The sequence below is a fragment of the Ekhidna sp. genome, from assembly GCF_040223195.1.
Classification (GTDB): Bacteria; Bacteroidota; Bacteroidia; order Cytophagales; family Cyclobacteriaceae; genus Ekhidna.
On the sequence record NZ_JAVKDX010000022.1, the window covers coordinates 480,415 to 499,718 of the forward strand.

The following is a 19,304-nucleotide window of genomic DNA, read 5'->3' on the forward strand; positions in this document are numbered from 1 at the left end:
ACTGAGGTGAATACTAACTTATTAAAATCTTAGGTGAAGATGAAGTGGAAAGGACTATTTATTTTCCTCGTCTCTTAAGTGCTGGATGTATCTCGCTTTGATGATCTCCTCTCTTCTAGCTACTGAAGGCTTCTTGAAGTGAGTTCTTGATCTAAGCTCTCTTAGTACACCAGTTTTTTCAAACTTCTTCTTAAATCTTTTAAGCGCTCGGTCTATTGACTCGTTCTCTTTAACGTTGATTATTAACATTTCAGAATTATTAATGGGCCGCAAATATAGCAGCTATTTTTGTGCATTACAATTATTGATTCAATAAGGTTCTGGAGATCACAATCTTTTGGATCTCGGAAGTTCCCTCACCTATTGTGCAAAGCTTAGCGTCCCGATAATACTTCTCGGCAGGATAATCTTTTGTATACCCATATCCACCAAAAATTTGTACTCCATCATTGGCCACTTCAACAGCAATTTCAGAGGAATACAACTTAGCCATTGCAGACTCTCTGTTCACACTTTTCCCTTGATTTTTCAATTCTGCTGCCTGATAGGTCAAAAGTTTTGCAGCCTCTACCTTCACTGCCATATCGGCCAGCTTAAATGAGATGCCCTGGAAATTTGAAATTGATTTTCCAAACTGCTCACGCTCTTGCGAATAAGCCAAAGCCGCCTCAAGTGCACCTTCTGCAATTCCACAACCTAACGCGGCGATGGAAATACGGCCTCCATCCAGAACTTGCAGAGCTTGCACAAATCCATCCCCTACTTCACCAATCAGGTTTTCTGCAGGAATCCTACAATCTTCAAAGATCATTTCAGAGGTCTCGGATGCCCTCATTCCCAGCTTGTCTTCTTTCCGTCCTTTCTTAAACCCAGGATTGGTGCGTTCTACTATGAACGCACTTGCATTTCTGGATTTGCCAGGCTCTCCGGTTCGGGCAATGACCACTGCTACATTACCGGTATTTCCATGTGTGATAAAATTTTTGGCTCCATTTATCACCCACTCATCCCCATCCTTTTCTGCCACCGTTTTCATATTACCGGCATCAGAACCCGTGTTTGGCTCAGTAAGGCCCCAGGCTCCTATCCACTCACCGGTGGCTAATCTGGGTAAATATTTTTGTTTTTGTTCCTCGCTTCCATGCTGCAGGATGTGGCCTGTACAAAGTGAGTTGTGTGCCGCCATGGAAAGACCAATGGATCCATCTACTTTTGAAAGTTCAATAATAGCGGTTGCATACTCATGATATCCAAAACCTGCCCCACCGTACTCCTGGGGCACCAGCACCCCCATCAATCCGAGCTCTCCCATTTTATGAAAGACTTCTTTGGGAAATTCCTGGGATTCATCCCATTTCATTTTGTGGGGTTCTATTTCCTTGGTGCAAAAATCACGCACCATTTGCGCGATCATTGCCTTGTTTTCTTCTACTTCCTGGGGTGAAGTTAATGTTGCTGTAGACATGCTTTAAAACGTTTGCTTTAATTGGGAACGCAAAAGTACAAAGGTTGTTCATCTAAAAATAGGGTAGTCTGCACCCTAACATAAAAACTAGGCTTAGATTTGCAGCCTCTAAAAAATAGAAAAGCCAAAAAATGAAAATAGCAGTAGTAGGAACCGGATATGTAGGACTTGTGACAGGCACTTGTTTTGCGGAGACCGGCAATCATGTGACCTGTATTGATATTGATGAAAAGAAGGTTCAAAAACTTAGAAATAAACAAATCACAATCTATGAGCCCGGCCTGGAAGCACTCTTTGAGCGCAATATCAGACAAGGCAGGCTAGAGTTTACTACGAACCTTAAGGAAGGAATCAAAGGGGCACAGATCATTTTTCTGGCTCTTCCTACCCCTCCGGGAGAGGATGGGTCTGCAGACCTCCAGTACGTGTTGAAAGTAGCCGAAGATCTGGGCCCGATGCTGGAAAATTTCACAGTGATTGTAGACAAGAGCACTGTGCCGGTTGGTACTGCTGAAAAGGTTACTGCTAAAGTAAAGCAGGGAGCTAAAGTCGATTTTGAGGTTGTTTCCAATCCTGAATTCCTCCGAGAAGGAGTGGCTGTGGAAGACTTCATGAAACCAGACAGGGTGGTGATTGGTGCGGAATCTGAGAAGTCAATTAAATTAATGGAGAAGCTGTATGCGCCATTCGTGAGGCAGGGTAATCCCATCATTTTCATGGATGTGCGCTCCGCTGAGCTCACCAAGTATGCCGCAAATTCCTTCCTGGCCACCAAAATTACCTTCATGAATGAAATTGCCAACCTGTGCGAGCTGATGGGGGCGGATGTAGACAAAGTAAGAAAGGGTATTGGTACAGATTCACGAATTGGAAACCGGTTTTTGTTTGCGGGAATCGGGTACGGAGGTAGTTGCTTTCCAAAAGATGTTCAGGCATTGGCCAGATCTTCAACAGAGGTGGGCTATGACTTCAATATCCTAAATGCGGTGATGGGTGTAAACCAAACTCAAAAGCAGAAACTGATTGACCCATTGAAGTCTTTCTTCAGTGGTGATCTAAAAGGAAAAACCATTGCCGTGTGGGGCCTTGCATTCAAGCCATATACCGATGATATCCGGGAAGCTCCTGCACTGGAAAATATCAGGGAATTGCTAGCCCTTGGGGCCAAAGTGAAAGCATATGACCCGGAAGCAATGGAAAATGTGAGAGGAATATTTGGAGATGATATCCATTTCGCAGATGATCAGTATGATGCACTGAAAGATGCAGATGCGCTTATGATCATGACTGAGTGGCCAATTTTCAGAACTCCGGAGTTTGAAAAAATTGAGAGCTCTCTCAAAAACAAGGTCATTTTTGATGGTAGAAACTTATATGATCTTAGTCAGATGGAAGAACTTGGCTTCACTTATCATAGTATAGGAAGACGAGTGGTGAAATAAGCTCTCAAAAAATCATTCAAAAAAACCCTGACTTTACAGCCAGGGTTTTTTTGTTACTTCTGCTCGTTCAGCGCCCAATCGTAATCCATCCAGTCGATCTCTGCATCCTTATTCAATTTGACCGGGGCGTATTGATTGATGTACTCGATCAATGTGCCATCATTGTTAAAATCGCCACCATACCAGTTAAAGAGCTTTGAAAGGGTGGCTTTATTTGAGCTTTGAATAGTATTCTTAGCCGGGTTGCCCAGAAAGTCACTCGCAGCTTTTGTCAATTGCTCATCCAGCTTTTCAGGAATATAGGCCCTGTTTTGAAGTTTCGGACATGAAACGGCGGCACAAACCAGTGCAAAGTGAATGCGTGGTTCATTAAACTCCTTTCTGATGATGCCGTGTTCAATATTGTTTAGATCATATTCTTCCCCTCCAATATTGATGAACTTAATATCCCATGCTGTGCTCACGAACGGGATCTTGATCGTGGACCCAATATCTTTGATGCTCTCCACCGGGTAGTGTTCCAAAATCAATTCAAGGGTATAGGCATTATAAGCATTGATCCAGTAAGCCAACTTCTGATCACTCGTCCAGTTATCCTTTGGTGCGTTGCTTTCCAACACCTTTAGATAAGATTTGAGTTTTTGCCGCTCACCCTTCAGGCCTTTGTAATTGACCATGCCTTTATCATCAACATACTTCTTCAAAAGCTCATCATACGATGAATGAGAAACTCCCTGCTGTGCACTAATGCTCATGCTAGCCAGAATCGAAATAAAAAGAACCAAGATTTTCAACATATCATTTATATTGTCAGAATTAACATTACCAAGTACGTGCTTGCTGGTGAGTCTGATGTGATTTAACGAAAAATTACTCACATAACCTCAGCAAGATGTACGCCAAAAGACAATTATTTGGATTTACTCACCACATATAAGGAAGCAATTTTCCTGATTATCGGTTTCCTGATCATCGCTGTGGCGTCCAATCAGATTGCCAAGACATTCCAGCGAATACGACTACCATTGATCACCGGGCTCATCTTTGCCGGGATTATTGCCGGGCCGTATGCAGTTGGGCTTATCCCCATTTCGGCTAAAAGCGACCTCAACTTCATCAATGAAATTGCGCTTGCATTTATTGCCTTTGCTGCTGGTGCAGAATTATACCTTGTAGAATTGAGAAGCAAGCTCAGGTCAATCAAGATACACTCTATCGTTCAAAGTCTGGTTGGTTTGCTGATGGGAGCTGCGCTGGTTTTCTTCGTTATAGATCTTATCCCAATCAAAACAGAACTAGACAGAAATGACCAGATTGTCATATCCTTGTTAACAGCGGTGTTGTTTCTGGCCCCATCACCAGCTTCGGTTATTGCGGTGATCTCTGAGCTCCGCGCCAAAGGTCCATTTACCAAAACAGTACTTGGGGTCACGATGGCCAAAGATTTTTTTGTGGTCATCTTGTTTGCCATCACCCTCTCTATATCCAAGTCGATTCTTGGATCGCAGAGTTTTCAGGCAATAGATATGCTAATACTCCTGCTTGAAATTTTGGCTTCTTTCGCATTGGCATTTATAAACGGCAAGTTACTTCAGGCCATTCTGAAGTTTGGGGAATGGAAGCAGCTCAAGACCTTCCTTGTCCTTGTCCTTGGGTACTCTAATTACGCATTTTCCAATTTCTTTAAAGAATATTCTCTCGACACATTTAACCACGAGGTATATCTGGAGCCGCTCCTCATCTGTCTGATTGCAAGCTTTTATATATCCAACTATACCACATTCAGGGCAGAATTTCTCCGCATCCTTAACGACATCAGCCTCTATATCTATGTTGGGTTCTTTACGCTTACAGGAGCTTCGATGGATATTCCTGTACTGTTGGATATTTGGACGGTGGCACTGCTACTGTTTTTCATACGGTTGATCACTCTGGTGATAGGCACCTCCTTTAGTAATCTTCTTACCAATGAAAAACTAAAGCTCTATCAGATTGGCTGGATGCCATATGTGGCTCAAGCCGGTGTGGCCCTGGGGCTTGTCACTGTATTGTCCAATCAATTCCCCTCATGGGGTGATGACCTGGCCACACTTTGCATTGCGGTAATCATACTCAACCAGCTAATTGGCCCGCCATTGATTGCCAAAGCGATCACCATCATGGGAGAAAACAAAAACAGGGCTCCAGTGCCGGAATTTGACGGGGTTAAAGACGTTTTGATCTTTGGACATGACAACCAGTCTGTTGCGCTGGCGCTTCAGCTAAAAAGTAAGGGATGGGTGGTGGAAATTGCCACACAAAAAAGCAAAGGAGAAACCACTGGTCCCGATGATATTTCTTTTCTTCATTTTAAAACAATTGACAAAGAGTTCTTCAAAAGCATCAATGCCGAAAAGTATGATGCCATAGTGACCCTACTCTCTGACGATGAAAATCTAAGAATTTGTCAGCTGGTGTATGAGGAGATTGGCACAAAAGACATCATTGTAAGGCTAAATGACAGAAACAATAAAGCAGCATTTCTAGAGTATGATGTAAGGCTGGTGGACCCCTCCACAGCTATGGTTAGCCTACTTGACCATTTTGTTAGGTCACCGCAGGCAACTTCACTACTGCTTGGTTTGGAAGAAGGCAAAGATTCAAGGGACGTAACCTTGCGCAACTCAGACTTGCATGGAATCACACTCAGAGAGCTACGACTACCCTCAGATGTCATAGTGCTTTCGGTGCAACGAGCCGGAAATGTTATCATCACACATGGCTATACCCGATTGCGCTTTGGTGATGTGCTTACCCTGGTGGGATCAGACCCTAGCCTGGATCAGGTACAATTGAAATTTGATAAATAGCAAAAAAGCTAATCCTCCAAACCCAAAAGAAATGTGGTAAACATATCTTTGCGGCCTATGAGCAATACACCAGACGGAGGATCACTGAAAAACATCGTTTCTCACTGCAAAGAGTACGGTTTTATTTACCCATCAAGTGACATTTACGATGGGCTTGGCGCCACCTATGATTACGGCCCAAACGGTTCCGAACTTAAGAACAATATCAAGGAATACTGGTGGCAGGCGATGGTGCGCATGCATGAAAACATCGTTGGAATTGATGCCGCTATCTTCATGCACCCCACTACCTGGAAGGCCTCCGGTCACGTGGATGCTTTCAACGATCCTTTAATCGATAACAAAGATTCCAAAAAGAGATATCGAGCAGATGTATTGATCGAAGAATACATTGCCAAGATTGAGGGCAAAATCGAAAAGGAAGTAGAAAAAGCTTCCAAGCGATTTGGTGATGCGTTTGATGAAGCTCAATTTGTATCTACCAATCCAAGGGTTGTTGGGTACAATGAGAAAATCAAGTCAATCGAAGACCGTCTGGGCAGTGCGCTTGGAAATGGGGATTTGGCAGATGTGAAGGCGCTGATAGAAGAGTTGGAAATTGCTGATCCGGTTTCTGGCTCCAAAAACTGGACAGACGTTCGCCAGTTCAACCTGATGTTTTCTACAGAACTTGGCTCACTGGCAGATGGTGCCGAGAAAATTTACTTGCGTCCTGAGACAGCACAGGGAATTTTCGTGAACTACTTGAACGTGCAGAAAACGGCACGGATGAAGCCTCCATTTGGAATTGCCCAGATCGGAAAAGCATTCCGAAATGAAATCATCGCCCGACAGTTTATCTTCCGTATGCGGGAATTTGAGCAGATGGAAATGCAATTTTTTGTAAAGCCTGGAGATGAAATAGAATGGTACGAGCACTGGAAGCAGAAGCGTATCAGCTGGCACAAGGCACTTGGTCTAGGTGAAGAAAATTACCGCTTTCATGACCATATCAACCTGGCGCACTATGCCAATGCTGCCTGCGATATCGAATTCAACTTCCCGATGGGCTTCAAAGAGCTGGAGGGAATCCACTCTCGTACCGATTTTGACCTGAAAGCGCATGAGAAATATTCTGGCAAGAAGCTCCAGTTCTTTGATCAGAATACCAACGAAAGCTACGTGCCCTATGTGGTGGAAACATCCATCGGTCTGGATCGGATGTTTCTTGCAGTGATGTCATCCGCGTATGCCGAGGAGAAACTGGAGGATGGGAGCGAGCGCACCGTGCTACGAATTCCGCCAGCTTTGGCACCAAACAAGGTGGCAATCCTACCATTGGTCAATAAAGATGGACTGCCTGAAAAGGCTGAAGAAATTTTGAATGAAATCCGCTTTGATTTTGCTTTTCAATATGATGCAAAAGATGCCATTGGCAGACGCTACCGAAGACAGGATGCTATTGGTACGCCATATTGTGTGACCATCGATCATCAAACTCTGGAAGACAACACCGTGACAATACGGGAAAGGGACAGCATGAGCCAGGAGCGTGTATCTGTGGCAGAGCTTATTCAAAAACTGAACGACAAGGTGGATATGAAACATCTGCTGAAAATGCAATGATCATTCTTGTAATATTTCTGGGGCTTCTTGCTTTTCTCATTCTGGGCATCTTTCGTGATATAGTTGTCTTCCTCTATCTGGAAGCTAAGTCGTATTTATACCCTTATTTTTTTCCGGAGAAACATGTCGCCTTTCTGGAAAAGAATTTTGTCTACTACCAAAAACTCCCAAAAAAATCGAAAAAGATATTCCTTCATAAGGTTGCGCGATTTATGTCAAGTAAGGAGTTCATCCCCCGCCAGATGACGACCGTGACAGATGAAATGAAAGTTTTGATTTCAGCCTCAGCCGCCCAGCTCACCTTCGGATTTAGAGGCATTACCTTTCCTTATTTCTATAAAATCTTTGTCTTCCCTGATAAGTTTTACAATCGGATCAACAATGCTTATCACAAAGGTGAAGTAAACCCACGCTTAAAATCCATCGCTCTTTCCTGGAAAGATTTTGTGGAGGGGTATCTTCAAGAGGACGGTCGTAATCTTGGGTTGCATGAAATGGCGCATGTCTTGCGCCTAGAAAATAGGATTCTAAACGAAGAACATAGTTTTCTTGAGGAGTGGGTACTTCAAGAATGGGCGCTACATGCCCAGCGAACTATGATTGAAATCAATGACGGCCGGGAAACATTTTTTAGAAAATATGGAGGTACTGACAGAGAGGAATTCTTTGCCGTTGCTGTTGAGAATTTCTTTGAACGACCTGTTGAGTTCAATCAGAAACACCCAAAAACCTATCGCACCCTTTGCCGGCTACTCAGACAAGATCCGGTATTGCTAGAAAAAGCCTAAAATAGGAAACCTAAAATAGGAAACCTAAAATAGGAAATTTCATTACCTTTACATGTATGAATCCATTTCTAACAATTGGTTATGGGGGACAAGAATACTTCTGCGATAGAGAAGAAGAGACGAAAGCCTTGATTTCTGCAATCACGAATAATCGTGCTGTTAATCTTACAAGTATTCGAAGAATAGGAAAAACAGCGTTGATCAAGCATGTATTTCATCAATTGCCAAAAACCTACGTTCCTGTTTTTATTGATTTGGAAGGTACTGATAACCTGAATGCGTTTATAAGCAGGTTCACTAATGAATTGGCTAAAAAACTCTCTCAAATTGACAAGGGAATGATTGGAAAGCTACTGAGTTGGGCTTCTACCCTGGGCGCTTCGGTTTCGCTCGATCCTCTCGATGGTTCTCCAAAGCTTGAATTTTCACGTCGCAGCAACGCAAAGATCGATTCATTGGATGGTCTGCTCCATCTAATGGACAATCATGATAAACGGATTTTCGTACTTGCAATTGATGAGTTCCAGGAACTTTCAAAATATGAAAATAATAATACCGAAGGTTGGATCAGAGCCAAAATGCAAGAATTCCCCAATGTAAGGTTTATCTTTTCCGGAAGTGAGCAAAGTCTGATGCAAAGGATTTTTGACGATCCGAAGCGGCCTTTTTATCAAATAACCCAACCGATGCATCTTAGCTATATACCAGATGATCAATATTTAAAATTTATCACTCACCACCTGAAAAAGTATGATCAAGTCAGCGAAAAAGACATACAGTCAGTTCTTGACTGGTGCAGAGGCTACACTTACTACGTTCAATACTTTTGCAATATTTTGTATGGAAAACTAGACGCAGGAAACTACAGTTCTCTGGAAGAAATTAAATGGGAAATATTGGAGAGTAACAAGCACTTTTTTTTATCGCAACAAAAGCTGGTCACTTCACTTCACTGGAAACTGCTGAAAGCAATAGCAAAAGAAGGGGAGGTGATAAACTACACCTCAAGGGCTTTCGTCCAAAAGACTGAAATGGCTACAACTTCAATAAAAAGATCCATTGAGTCCCTTTTAGAAAAAGCCTTATTATTGAATGAGAATAGTGCAATACGGATTTATAATGTTTTCTTTCAAAGATATCTTGAAACCCTTCTTTAAATGAACTGGCATCAGCTACTTTCACATAAACGCCCCGGAGAGACCAAAACTGTCGCTCATGACCAGACCAGAAGTCGGTTTGAGCAGGATTTTGACCGTATTATTTTTTCCCACCCGTTTCGAAAACTTCAGGACAAAACCCAGGTCTTTCCTTTGCCGGAAGATGACTTTGTTCACACCCGGCTTACACATAGTCTGGAGGTTTCGGTTGTTGGCAGATCACTGGCCAAAAATGCCGGAGACTATCTGCTGGCCAAATACCCAGAGTTGGGTAAAGCCGGATTTACCGTCCATGATTTTGGTGGAATTGTGGGGGCGGCCTGTCTTGCCCATGATTTGGGGAATCCTCCGTTCGGACATTCTGGAGAAGACAGCATCTCTTCTTTTTTTTTAACTAACGAAAAAGGACAGTTTTTTAAGGATAAGGTATCGCCTAAAGAGTGGAAAGACCTGACCACTTTTGAAGGAAATGCACAAGGATTGCGCATCCTTAATTCCAGGGGAAATGGCGGCCTGAAGCTTACTTACGCCACGCTTGGTGCATTTACAAAATACCCTCTTTCCTCCTCCTGCGAGAAAGACCAAGAGCGAAAGAGTCAGAAGAAATTTGGCTATTATCAGTGCAACGCTGGGCTCTTTCAGGAGATGGCTGACGAGATGGGATTGGTGAAACTTGGTGACACCAAGTGGGCCAGACATCCACTTGCATTTCTGGTAGAAGCAGCTGATGACATCTGCTACCACATCATCGATTTGGAAGATGGCTGCCGGCTGGGGTTGGTGCCTTTTGAAACGGTGAAGGGGCTTTTGGCAGAGATCATTGGTGATTCCTATTCGGAGGAAAAAGTCCAAAAGATCGTGTCTCAAAATGAGCGTTTGGGGACTCTTCGCGCCATGGCCATAGGCCAGCTTATCCAGGAGTGCTCGGATGCCTTCATTGAAAATGAGGAAAAAATGCTCGATGGATCTTTTGACAAGGATCTCACCAGTCTCATTCCATCCGCACCTTTAATGGAAAAAATTGTCAAACTCTCCATCGACAAAATTTATCGATCTAAGCTGGTGCTGGAAAAGGAGGCAGGCGGATATGAGGTAATTGACAATTTGATTGAAGCATTCTCTACTGCCGTCTATGCAAAGTATTTTGAAAAGCCACTTCCTAAACATAAATCCGTCCTTCGGCTCTTACCGGAAGAATATGAAGTTCAGCTAGGTGATACTGAATCCATTTACGAAGCTCTTCAGATCGTTATTGATTTTGTAAGCGGGCTTACAGATTCGCATGCGGTGCGACTGTATAAAACCATCAAAGGCTATCGCCTGCCGGTTTAGTCATCTACAGACTTTCCGTCCTTATCCAGGATTTCCCAAAACAACAGGTAACTGGCTGTGCTGTCCCTTTCCAGCAGGGTCATGGAGGTAGAATATTTGCCCGGAGTGTCATCCACTTTGAATTTAAACACCCCCAGTTTATCATTTAGGCTTACAAAATCATAATCCCACAATTCAATTTCGTTCCACCCTTCATTGACATCCAGAATTAAATCCACTTTTTCCACATCACCAGTATCTACCCGATGATAGAGCTCTCCTGGAGGCCATATTTTATGTCCGTCTTTTTTAAGGTACATTTCATCTTTATCTATTTCGTCAGGTGTGGTGCACTGCACAGATTTTATTCTGATTTTCGGCATGATTGGGTCAATTTGATCAACTAAAAATACGCACATTAAATGAAAAAAGGCGACCTCCCTCGGAAGTCGCCTGGCAAAAACCACCTTGAGTTTTGCCTGCCTTAGTTAATTATGATTTTTTGATTGTGTATCTGCCTGCCAGCCCGATATATTTTCAATATGTGCATTCCGCCGGATATGTGGCCTACCGAAATTCGCTTAGACGTTGAGCGCAGGATTTCCTTTCCTTCCAGATTAAAAATGAATGCTTCGTCAAAGTCAATCCCTTTTATTGTTAATTCCACGAAGGCGGGATTTGGATAGATAGATACTTCGGGGTTAATAACTGCGAGCACCACCTCAAATTGATCTGATGTGGTCTCACACCCATTTGCATCCATCACTGTAAAGGTGTAATCCCCAACCTCCAGACCACTAAAGACACTGCTAGATTGAAACGTAGTTCCGTCCGAAGAATACTCGTAGGGAGATGTGCCTCCGGTGGCTGATAGAGTGAAATCATCCCCTGATTGGGTCACTGAAAGCTGCAATTCGTCTGGCTCCTGTATCACCACTGTGATGGTCGTGGTGCAGCCCTCAGTATCCTGACCGGTGACCTCATAGCTACCAGCTTGCAAGCCGGTGAATACTCCACTGGCTTGAGGAGCCACATTTGGAATGGAATAAAGTTCGGCTGTGCCTCCTGACAAGGAAACCTCAAACCCACCATCCGCCTCGCCATTGCAAGACACATCCGTAGTACTGACGGTGTTTAGGGAAAGACTTATTTGATTCTCAATGGTCTCGGTAATCATAGTCAGGCAGCCCATGGCGTCATTCACATATATCGTATAAGTGCCGGCAGTCAGATTGCTAAAAGTGGAGGGTGCACCATAGTTATTTCCGTCGATGCTGTACCGATAAGGTAAAGTGCCCCCATCGCCAGCTACCGAAATCGAACCATCAGGCTGCCCGTCGCAGGTTGGGTCAGTTGCGTTGGTTACAGCCAAAGCAAGCTCACTGGGTTCCCCAATCACAATTTGGTACTCTTCATAGCACATTTTGGAATCAATGACCGTCAGGGTATAAGTACCTGCAAAGAGATTAAAAAATTCATGGTCTGTCTGGTAATTGCTACTCAACCCCTCAATGGTATAGTACAGAGGAGGTGTTCCTCCTGAGGCATTTGCTGCAAACGATCCACTATTATCACCAAAGCAAAATGAATCTGAAGAGATAGGATTGGCTGTGATGGCTGGCGGCTCCACGATTTCGACATTTGTCTGGACAGTAAATGTGCATCCGTTCAAATCAACCACGCTCACCTCATAAATTCCATCAGTCAAATTGGTTATGGTAAAATCGGTATTGAATTGAGAGCCAACAAAACTGGTTCCTCCATCAAAACTAATCTGATAAGGGGCTGTACCTCCAGAGGCGGTCCCTGAAATACTGCCGTCATCATCCCCATTGCAGGTAATGTTGGTAGAAGAAATCGTGAGACCCAATTCAGATGGTTCGGTTAAGGTATGTTGCTCGCTGTAGGTGCAGCCATTGCCGACATCCCGAACCGTGACGGTGTACGTATCGGCTGTCAGGCCAGTGAAAATGGAATTGGCTGAGAAATTCGTACCATCAATGCTGTACTCAACAGTCCCTGTTCCACCAGCTCCATTTACGGCAATTTGGCCATCTGCGCCACCAAAACAAGTGACATCAAATTTTTCAACGGCACTGAATGAAAGAGGATCAAATTGATTTTCGTAAGCGCCCGCATCCACGTTTGCTCCATAAATCCGGGGATTTCCGGCAAGGTCTTCACTAAAAACAACTGCCGAATTATTTCCAATATTCACCGCTGGTGAGCACTCTCCAATACTGAAATCCTTGTTTGGATAATCAACGAAAAGTGGGTCAATATTTATCAAATTGTTCGATAGTACATAGGTACCAATACTCCCATATGAAACATGGTACGAACTTCCCGAATTGTTCCAGAAAATTGAGTTTCTCATGGAGAGCAAACTGACATCCTGTGTCACCAAAGCTGCTCCTCCACCACCGCCCACGGCATTTCCGGCAAAGGTCGAATTGGTCATGGTGAGACTACCATCCTGAACTGCCACCGCACCCCCTATGAAGGACTTGTTGCCATAAAAGAGGCAATTGGCTAAGGTCAAAGCGTTTTTACTACCAATGGCGCTGGATTGAGAACCGATGGCACCATTGTGATAGAAAATGCTGTTGTACACATTCAATTTAGAATTGGCATTAGTTGCAAAATATGCATTGATGGCAGAACCCAAACTCGCATAGTTCCCATTAAACGTACAGTTGCTGACAGTCAACTCAGCGGCAGTTCCATTCATGACTATGGCTCCACCGATATTGTTGATGTGCGCTCCTGTGAGGGTAAACCCATCCACAAGTGCCGAATTGGTGATGTTGCTGGATGCCAAAAGGATTCTATCAGAGTTGTCCGTGCTGTCACTTTTGGAGCCGATATTTCCCGAAAGGATGGTTTCATTCCTTAGAAAGTCTCTTTGTGCAAGTAGTGTTTCTGTACCGTCAAATCCTCCATACATTTCCACATTATTCTTGATCTCAAAGGAGATGGTCTGTGTGGTTGTGCTGGTGGGGAAGTACGTGCCGGTCTTCACCCAAACCTGTATCGGATTGGAAACTGATGCGACGGTTGCCGCGGCATTAATAGCAGCTTGCAAATCTGTCATCGCATTCACCCAACTGGCCCCATCTCCGGTACCCGTAGCGTCCTGGTCTACGTAAACCACCTGGGCGAAGAGCGTTCCCGGCACTAGAAAGGCCAGCAAAAGTATTTTTCGAAAGGCAGTAGTTTTTCTTTCCATGACATTTAACTTTTCTTCGAAAATGCCTACTTAATCATAGAAAAATTCAAACTTTTGACGAGGCGGCTATTTGCCTTCACGAACTCAGAAAATGATTTGAGGAAGCTAATCTGTCAGGGCTATACCTATCCTTGAAGTTTGTCCAAAATGGTTTTGAGCAGATCGGGAGCAATGGAAATCGGTAGGGTCTCATTGTTCTTCATCCTGATCTCCCCTTTCGATCGTTCGATCTTGCTGATGTTGTAGATATTCACCAGATAGGAGCGATGCACGCGCATGAGCCCATGATCGGTGAGCATTCGTTCGTATGTTTTGAGATGCTTTGAAACGGTCAGTTTTTCACCATCTTCCATCACGAACTCCGTGTAGCTGCCATTGGCATGACACCACAAAATCTCAGGAATATCTATGATGTGCAGCCCCTCCATATCGGTGAGCACGATTTTCTTCTTTTGTGCTCCCGGCACAAGATTATGCGCCAGGGTTGTAAGCTGCGCATGTATCTGATCCTTCTCAATATCGGCAATTGCCCTTCGAACTGCCTCTATCAGTTCATCAGGATCTACCGGCTTTAGCAAATAATCAACCGCACTAAGCTTAAATGCATCCACAGCATATTGATCATGGGCTGTCACAAAAATGACCCTGTAGGTGCCCTGATCCATTTTACGAACCAAATCCAGTCCAGACATTTCATCAATATTGATGTCCATGAAGATTAATTGAGGTTGCAATGTGCGCATTTTTCCAAGTGCATCTTCCGAACTGACGGCTGTTCCCACTATTTCAATCTCCGGACAATTTATTTCCAGTAATCCCCTTAGGTCCTGGATTACAAATTGCTCATCATCTACTATCAGTGCTTTGTACATCTCTATCCTTTTACCAGGGGCAATTCATAGGTAACCAGGGTTCCATGTATATCAGCGTCATTACCGATATCGGCGATGCTGAATGAGAAAGTCATTTTCATTCGTTTTCCAATGATACCTAAACGCTCCTTAAAAATCTGGATGGCCCGGGACTGGTGGTTTTTCCGTGGCTCCACATGGTCGATACCAATGCCATTGTCCTGAATCTTGAAAATCAACTTTCCGGATTCCCTGAGACACGCAATTTCAACTCTCCCATTTTTGTCCATTCCCTTCAACCCGTGCTCTATCGCATTTTCAATGAAAGGCTGGGCAGTGAGTGGCGGCACAATGATTTCACGCGGATCAATAGACGGATCCACAGAGAGATTGAAATCGAAGGCCCGGTTGAATCGAATCTGCTGGATTTCCAGATAGAGCTCCAGGGCTTTAATTTCTTCTTCCAGGGACACCCATTCTTTCGAGCTCAGCTCCAGCACCATTCGCATCAGTTTGGCAAACTTTCCGAGATAGGTAATGGCTGGTTTGGTGTCGTTTCCATCAAACAAGAACCCCCGAATAGACGAAAGAGAATTGAAAATAAAATGCGGATTGATCTGCGAGCGAAGCAACTGCTGTTTGTGAATGGCCGACTGCTCCTTTTCGAGGCTCAACTTTCGCTGATAGTAGAACCAAAAGCTCGAAATCGTTAGGAGTGTAATGCCAACAATGAAAGCAATAATCCAGGTCTTGCGGGAAGACTGTGCCTCTTGCAAGGCCACCTGGTTTTTCAAAGCTGAAATTTCGCCTGCCTTCTTTTCAGCCTCATATTTGGCCTCCAAATCTGCAATTTGGCCATATTTTTCCATCGTGAAAACACTGTCCTCGAGAGCTTTGAAATTTTCAAAGGCCACAAGCGCTGCAGCCGTGTTACCCATCGCTTTGAAGCTCTCATACTTGCTCTCTTCGAGCACCATTTTGTAAAAGAGCGACTCTACCTCCTCAATCATTACTTCCGCAGAGTCGTACCATTTGATTGCACCATCAAAATCTTTCAATTGCGCATATGACTCGGCTTTTCGCATGGACGCAATGATCAGTGCCCGATAGCTTGCGGATTCTTCATTCATGAAAACCGAATCGCAATAAGCAAGTGCCCGATTGGGTCGCTCTTGTAGTACGTCTACCGTGGCAAGCACTATGTAATAATCAGGTAAGCTTTCTTTGAGCTCATGCTCCTTGGCGAATACCACTCCGCGCTTGGACAAAAGAGAAGCCGAATCCAAGTAGTTACGTTCCTTGAAGCCAATCTCCGAGTAATGCGCCGCTGCACTTGAATACGTTCGAGCCACCCGATCCAGATCATCCACTTTGTCGATCAACCGCACCGCCTTCTCTATATACTCCTTCACCTTATCTACCTGCTCCTGCTGTCCGAATATAGAGACCATGTTCATGTACGATTTCACTAACCCGGTATAGTCATCCATTTCATCATAAACTTGCGATGTTCGGATGAAGTATTCCAAAGCCGGCTCATGGTCGTCCAAACGATCGAAGACAACCCCCATTGCATTCAAGGCATTGGCAAGTGTGGGTTTGTCACCGGCAAGCGAACACCGATCTACTGCTTGATCCAGGACAATTAGTGCGTCTTCATAAGACCTCATTTTCGTGAGCGTATTCCCTTTCAATTCCAAACACTGACAGGCCCGACCATCGTCTCCAGATTCAAGAACCCCGGAGAGTAATTCATCAACTTCACTCAAAGCCGAATCCAGATGGACGGATTGAACTGATCGAATTCTTTCTATCTCCGCTGAGAAATCATCCTGTGAGATCAATAGAAATGACCATAGAAAAACGATGTGAAAAATGACGGTTCTCATTCTTGACTTAAAGTAATCAAGAAAAGTAGTCTTTCCTTCATTTCCAACTTGCGAGCTATCCACGAAGTGCAGGTATAATTTGATGAATCGGTAAAATGATTTGAGGAGTTCCTCATCTTTCCTGTTCCAAAAGTCAGATTACCTCAAGCGCTGGAAAAGTGCCATAAAAACTCCTTGCACGCTCATGTCAGCGAAAGCAGAAAAGGGATTGAGCACAGATTTTGTAACCCTAATACTTGCGACAAGCAAATGCTTATCATAGTAAATCATAAAGTCTTGAAAATCTTGCCCCTAAGCCTTATCTCATTACCTTTGCGCCTCATTTATCATGTGGTCTAGACTAGCGCATAACATCCTCCGATTTCGTGTCACTTTAATGGTCATTCTGGCGATCATTACTGCGTTCATGGGATACCAATCAAAGAACATTAAGTGGTCCTATGATCTGGCCAATATCGTCCCGGAAGACGATGCGGATATGGTCTATTTCCGGCAGTTCCGTGAAACGTTTGGTGAGGATGGAAACATCATGGCCATGGGGGTGCAGGATAGCTCCATTTATCAGCTGGAGAATTTCAAAAAATTTAGTGAGCTAACTTTTAATCTGGAGAAAAAGGAAGGAGTAAGAAATGTTTTGGGACTGCCCAATCTCCAAAAGCTTGAAAAGAATAATCAAAAAAGAGCTTTCGAGCTCAAGCCTGTTTTTGATAAAATTCCTGAAGATCAGGAAACACTAGACAGCCTTTTGGCCGGAGCAGCCAGACTGAAATTTTACAGTGGTCAGCTCATCAACTCAGACAATGGAGCCACCTTAGTTCTGATCACGATCCAGAAAGAAGTACTCAATTCGAAGAACAGGGACCAGCTTGTAAACTCCATCATCGCGGAGGGTGAGGCTTTCGAAGAAGCAACCGGAATTGATGTGCATTTTGCAGGCTTGCCTTATTCACGATCTATTACCACCAGCAAAGTAAAAGCTGAACTCAATATGTTCCTCGTGCTGTCGCTCATAGTGACGGGAATTATATTGTTTCTTTTCTTCCGCTCATTCAAGGCAGTGATTTTCCCTCTAATCATTATTGGAGTGGTAGTGGTCTGGGTGCTCGGGACTCTTGCACTTTTGGAATACAAGATCACGCTCTTGACAGGTCTTATCCCTCCAATCATTGTTGTAATCGGGATACCGAACAGTGTGTACATGCTCAACAAGTATCATCATGAGTATCAGGCCCATGGTGATCAGATGAAGGCGCTGAGCAGAATCATCCGAAAAATAGGGGTGGTCACCTTCATAACCAATCTCACCACAGCCGTAGGATTTTTTGTATTGGTATCTACGCAGATCAATGTGCTGGTAGAATTTGGCATTGTCGCCGGGATCAACATTCTTGCAACTTTCGTGGTAAGTATTATCCTTATTCCGGGTGTATTTTCACTTTATAAGCCACCTACAAGCAAGCACCTGAAGCACCTCAATTTTAAGCTGATGGATGGGGTGATCCGATGGTTAGACTTAGCCGTGCACAAGCTACGCCCGGCTATTTTCGCCCTCACCATTGCCGTAGTTGTTGTTTCAGCATTCGGACTTTCCAAGATCAAGGCCGTGTCTTATATGGTAGATGACATTCCGGAAAACAGCCCGCTGAAAAAGGACCTTTACTTTTTTGAGCAGAACTTTAGTGGCATCATGCCATTGGAAATAATTGTGGATACAGGAGATAAGAAGGGCGTTCAAAACCTGAAAAATCTACGAAAAATTGATGAATTCGAAAGTTTCATTTCTTCCATCGATTACATCTCCCAGCCCGTTTCAGTTGTGAGTTTTGCCAAAGCAGCCAGGCAGGCTTTTTACAATCAAAGTGAAGCATTCTATTCTCTGCCCACAAATAGGGACATGGCCTTCATTATGCGCTACCTGAGCGAAGGGGAAACGGAAGAATTATCTGAGTCCTTCATTGATTCTACTGGCCGATATGTGCGGGTTTCATTGAAGATTGCAGATATAGGATCGAGTAGACTTGACTCACTTGTGAACCAGGTAATAACACCTCAAATCGATTCTATTTTTCATGATTCCAACATGGAAGTGAACCTGACCGGCACCACCCTGATGTTTATTAAAGGAAATAAATTCCTGATTGAGAACCTGCTCACCTCTATGGTTATAGCTTTTGTGATCATAGCGATAATCATGGGCTTGCTCTTCAGAAACCTGAAGATGATCATTATTTCTGTGATTCCAAATATGATCCCACTTCTGATCACCGCCGGAATCATGGGCTATTTTGGGATACACTTAAAGCCGAGTACAGCACTAATTTTCAGCATTGCTTTTGGCATATCTGTGGATGATTCCATTCACTTTTTGGCCAAATACCGTCAAGAGCTTTTTGCCTGCAGATTCAATGTTTCAGAAGCAATAAGTAAAAGCATCAGAGAGACAGGATCGAGTATGATCTATACTTCCATCATCCTGTTTTTTGGTTTCATCATATTTGTCTTGTCTGAATTTGGCGGCACAATCGCTCTCGGAAAGCTTACGTCTATTACTCTTTTCTTCGCAATGATTACCAATGTGGTAGTCTTGCCGGCTTTGATCCTCCAGTTTGATAGTGGTAAGCGAGATAAAACAAAACATCCCCTCATTGAGAGTGTGCCTGAGCTTGCGGAGGGAATTGATGAAGATGACGAACCAGTAGAATCCAGTAAATAATTTCA

Annotated in this window: 14 protein-coding genes; 7 read left to right on the plus strand and 7 right to left on the minus strand. The window is 43.8% G+C overall.

The annotated features are described in order from the left end of the window. Window positions 1–54: 54 nt before the first annotated feature. On the minus strand, window positions 55–249 hold the full coding sequence (gene rpsU, locus RLN88_RS15880; protein ID WP_350222399.1) for a 30S ribosomal protein S21: 195 nt from the start codon (window positions 247–249) through the stop codon (window positions 55–57). A 52-nt stretch (window positions 250–301) separates the two neighbouring features. Beyond that, the gene (locus RLN88_RS15885) at window positions 302–1,465 is read right to left on the minus strand and encodes an acyl-CoA dehydrogenase family protein (protein ID WP_350222400.1); all 1,164 of its coding nucleotides are present in this window, start codon (window positions 1,463–1,465) and stop codon (window positions 302–304) included. A gap of 131 nt (window positions 1,466–1,596) precedes the next feature. Here RLN88_RS15885 and RLN88_RS15890 point away from each other — a divergent pair, with 131 nt between their 5' ends. Beyond that, window positions 1,597–2,907, plus strand: coding sequence for a UDP-glucose dehydrogenase family protein (locus RLN88_RS15890; RefSeq protein ID WP_350222401.1), 1,311 nt, complete (start codon window positions 1,597–1,599; stop codon window positions 2,905–2,907). 53 nt (window positions 2,908–2,960) lie between these two features. Here RLN88_RS15890 and RLN88_RS15895 read toward each other — a convergent pair whose 3' ends face one another. Next, window positions 2,961–3,662 (minus strand): DUF547 domain-containing protein, encoded by a 702-nt coding sequence (locus RLN88_RS15895; RefSeq protein WP_350222402.1) that lies wholly within the window; start codon window positions 3,660–3,662, stop codon window positions 2,961–2,963. A 159-nt stretch (window positions 3,663–3,821) separates the two neighbouring features. Between RLN88_RS15895 and RLN88_RS15900 the strand changes: the two genes are divergently transcribed. From RLN88_RS15900 to RLN88_RS15920, 5 genes are read left to right on the plus strand one after another with little or no spacing between them, the layout of a single operon-like run. After that, complete coding sequence (locus RLN88_RS15900) at window positions 3,822–5,756, plus strand: cation:proton antiporter domain-containing protein (protein WP_350222403.1); 1,935 nt, start codon at window positions 3,822–3,824, stop codon at window positions 5,754–5,756. Window positions 5,757–5,813: 57 nt separating this feature from the next. Continuing rightward, window positions 5,814–7,361 (plus strand): glycine--tRNA ligase, encoded by a 1,548-nt coding sequence (locus tag RLN88_RS15905; RefSeq protein ID WP_350222404.1) that lies wholly within the window; start codon window positions 5,814–5,816, stop codon window positions 7,359–7,361. Next, the gene (locus tag RLN88_RS15910) at window positions 7,358–8,149 is read left to right on the plus strand and encodes a zinc-dependent peptidase (protein ID WP_350222405.1); all 792 of its coding nucleotides are present in this window, start codon (window positions 7,358–7,360) and stop codon (window positions 8,147–8,149) included. The genes RLN88_RS15905 and RLN88_RS15910 overlap by 4 nt, the downstream gene beginning before the upstream one ends. Window positions 8,150–8,205: 56 nt before the next feature. Beyond that, the gene (locus RLN88_RS15915) at window positions 8,206–9,306 is read left to right on the plus strand and encodes an AAA family ATPase (protein WP_350222406.1); all 1,101 of its coding nucleotides are present in this window, start codon (window positions 8,206–8,208) and stop codon (window positions 9,304–9,306) included. Further along, window positions 9,307–10,638 carry a deoxyguanosinetriphosphate triphosphohydrolase gene (locus RLN88_RS15920; protein WP_350222407.1) on the plus strand — a complete coding sequence of 444 codons (1,332 nt, stop codon included), beginning with the start codon at window positions 9,307–9,309 and terminating at the stop codon, window positions 10,636–10,638. On the opposite strand, the gene RLN88_RS15925 is transcribed toward RLN88_RS15920, so the two are convergent. From RLN88_RS15925 to RLN88_RS15940, 4 genes are all read right to left on the minus strand, one after another. Further along, a complete protein-coding gene (locus RLN88_RS15925; protein ID WP_350222408.1) occupies window positions 10,635–11,000 on the minus strand; it encodes a hypothetical protein in 366 nt (121 codons plus the stop codon). The genes RLN88_RS15920 and RLN88_RS15925 overlap by 4 nt on opposite strands. 101 nt (window positions 11,001–11,101) lie before the next feature. Beyond that, complete coding sequence (locus RLN88_RS15930) at window positions 11,102–13,846, minus strand: T9SS type A sorting domain-containing protein (RefSeq protein WP_350222409.1); 2,745 nt, start codon at window positions 13,844–13,846, stop codon at window positions 11,102–11,104. A gap of 125 nt (window positions 13,847–13,971) precedes the next feature. Next, on the minus strand, window positions 13,972–14,718 hold the full coding sequence (locus RLN88_RS15935) for a LytR/AlgR family response regulator transcription factor (protein WP_350222410.1): 747 nt from the start codon (window positions 14,716–14,718) through the stop codon (window positions 13,972–13,974). 2 nt (window positions 14,719–14,720) lie between these two features. Continuing rightward, window positions 14,721–16,586, minus strand: a complete 1,866-nt coding sequence (locus tag RLN88_RS15940; RefSeq protein ID WP_350222411.1) for a histidine kinase — start codon at window positions 16,584–16,586, stop codon at window positions 14,721–14,723. Window positions 16,587–16,914: 328 nt separating this feature from the next. On the opposite strand from RLN88_RS15940, the gene RLN88_RS15945 reads away from it, so the two are divergent. After that, on the plus strand, window positions 16,915–19,299 hold the full coding sequence (locus RLN88_RS15945; protein WP_350222412.1) for an efflux RND transporter permease subunit: 2,385 nt from the start codon (window positions 16,915–16,917) through the stop codon (window positions 19,297–19,299). The last annotated feature ends 5 nt before the right edge of the window (window positions 19,300–19,304 follow it).

What these genes read in the sequence shown, in the direction of transcription:
- rpsU (WP_350222399.1), bottom strand. Translation starts at nt 249, where the DNA reads ATGTTAATAATCAACGTTAAAGAGAACGAGTCAATAGACCGAGCGCTT.
- RLN88_RS15885 (WP_350222400.1), bottom strand. Translation starts at nt 1,465, where the DNA reads ATGTCTACAGCAACATTAACTTCACCCCAGGAAGTAGAAGAAAACAAG.
- RLN88_RS15890 (WP_350222401.1), top strand. Translation starts at nt 1,597, where the DNA reads ATGAAAATAGCAGTAGTAGGAACCGGATATGTAGGACTTGTGACAGGC.
- RLN88_RS15895 (WP_350222402.1), bottom strand. Translation starts at nt 3,662, where the DNA reads ATGAGCATTAGTGCACAGCAGGGAGTTTCTCATTCATCGTATGATGAG.
- RLN88_RS15905 (WP_350222404.1), top strand. Translation starts at nt 5,814, where the DNA reads ATGAGCAATACACCAGACGGAGGATCACTGAAAAACATCGTTTCTCAC.
- RLN88_RS15910 (WP_350222405.1), top strand. Translation starts at nt 7,358, where the DNA reads ATGATCATTCTTGTAATATTTCTGGGGCTTCTTGCTTTTCTCATTCTG.
- RLN88_RS15915 (WP_350222406.1), top strand. Translation starts at nt 8,206, where the DNA reads ATGAATCCATTTCTAACAATTGGTTATGGGGGACAAGAATACTTCTGC.
- RLN88_RS15920 (WP_350222407.1), top strand. Translation starts at nt 9,307, where the DNA reads ATGAACTGGCATCAGCTACTTTCACATAAACGCCCCGGAGAGACCAAA.
- RLN88_RS15925 (WP_350222408.1), bottom strand. Translation starts at nt 11,000, where the DNA reads ATGCCGAAAATCAGAATAAAATCTGTGCAGTGCACCACACCTGACGAA.
- RLN88_RS15930 (WP_350222409.1), bottom strand. Translation starts at nt 13,846, where the DNA reads ATGGAAAGAAAAACTACTGCCTTTCGAAAAATACTTTTGCTGGCCTTT.
- RLN88_RS15935 (WP_350222410.1), bottom strand. Translation starts at nt 14,718, where the DNA reads ATGTACAAAGCACTGATAGTAGATGATGAGCAATTTGTAATCCAGGAC.
- RLN88_RS15940 (WP_350222411.1), bottom strand. Translation starts at nt 16,586, where the DNA reads ATGAGAACCGTCATTTTTCACATCGTTTTTCTATGGTCATTTCTATTG.
- RLN88_RS15945 (WP_350222412.1), top strand. Translation starts at nt 16,915, where the DNA reads ATGTGGTCTAGACTAGCGCATAACATCCTCCGATTTCGTGTCACTTTA.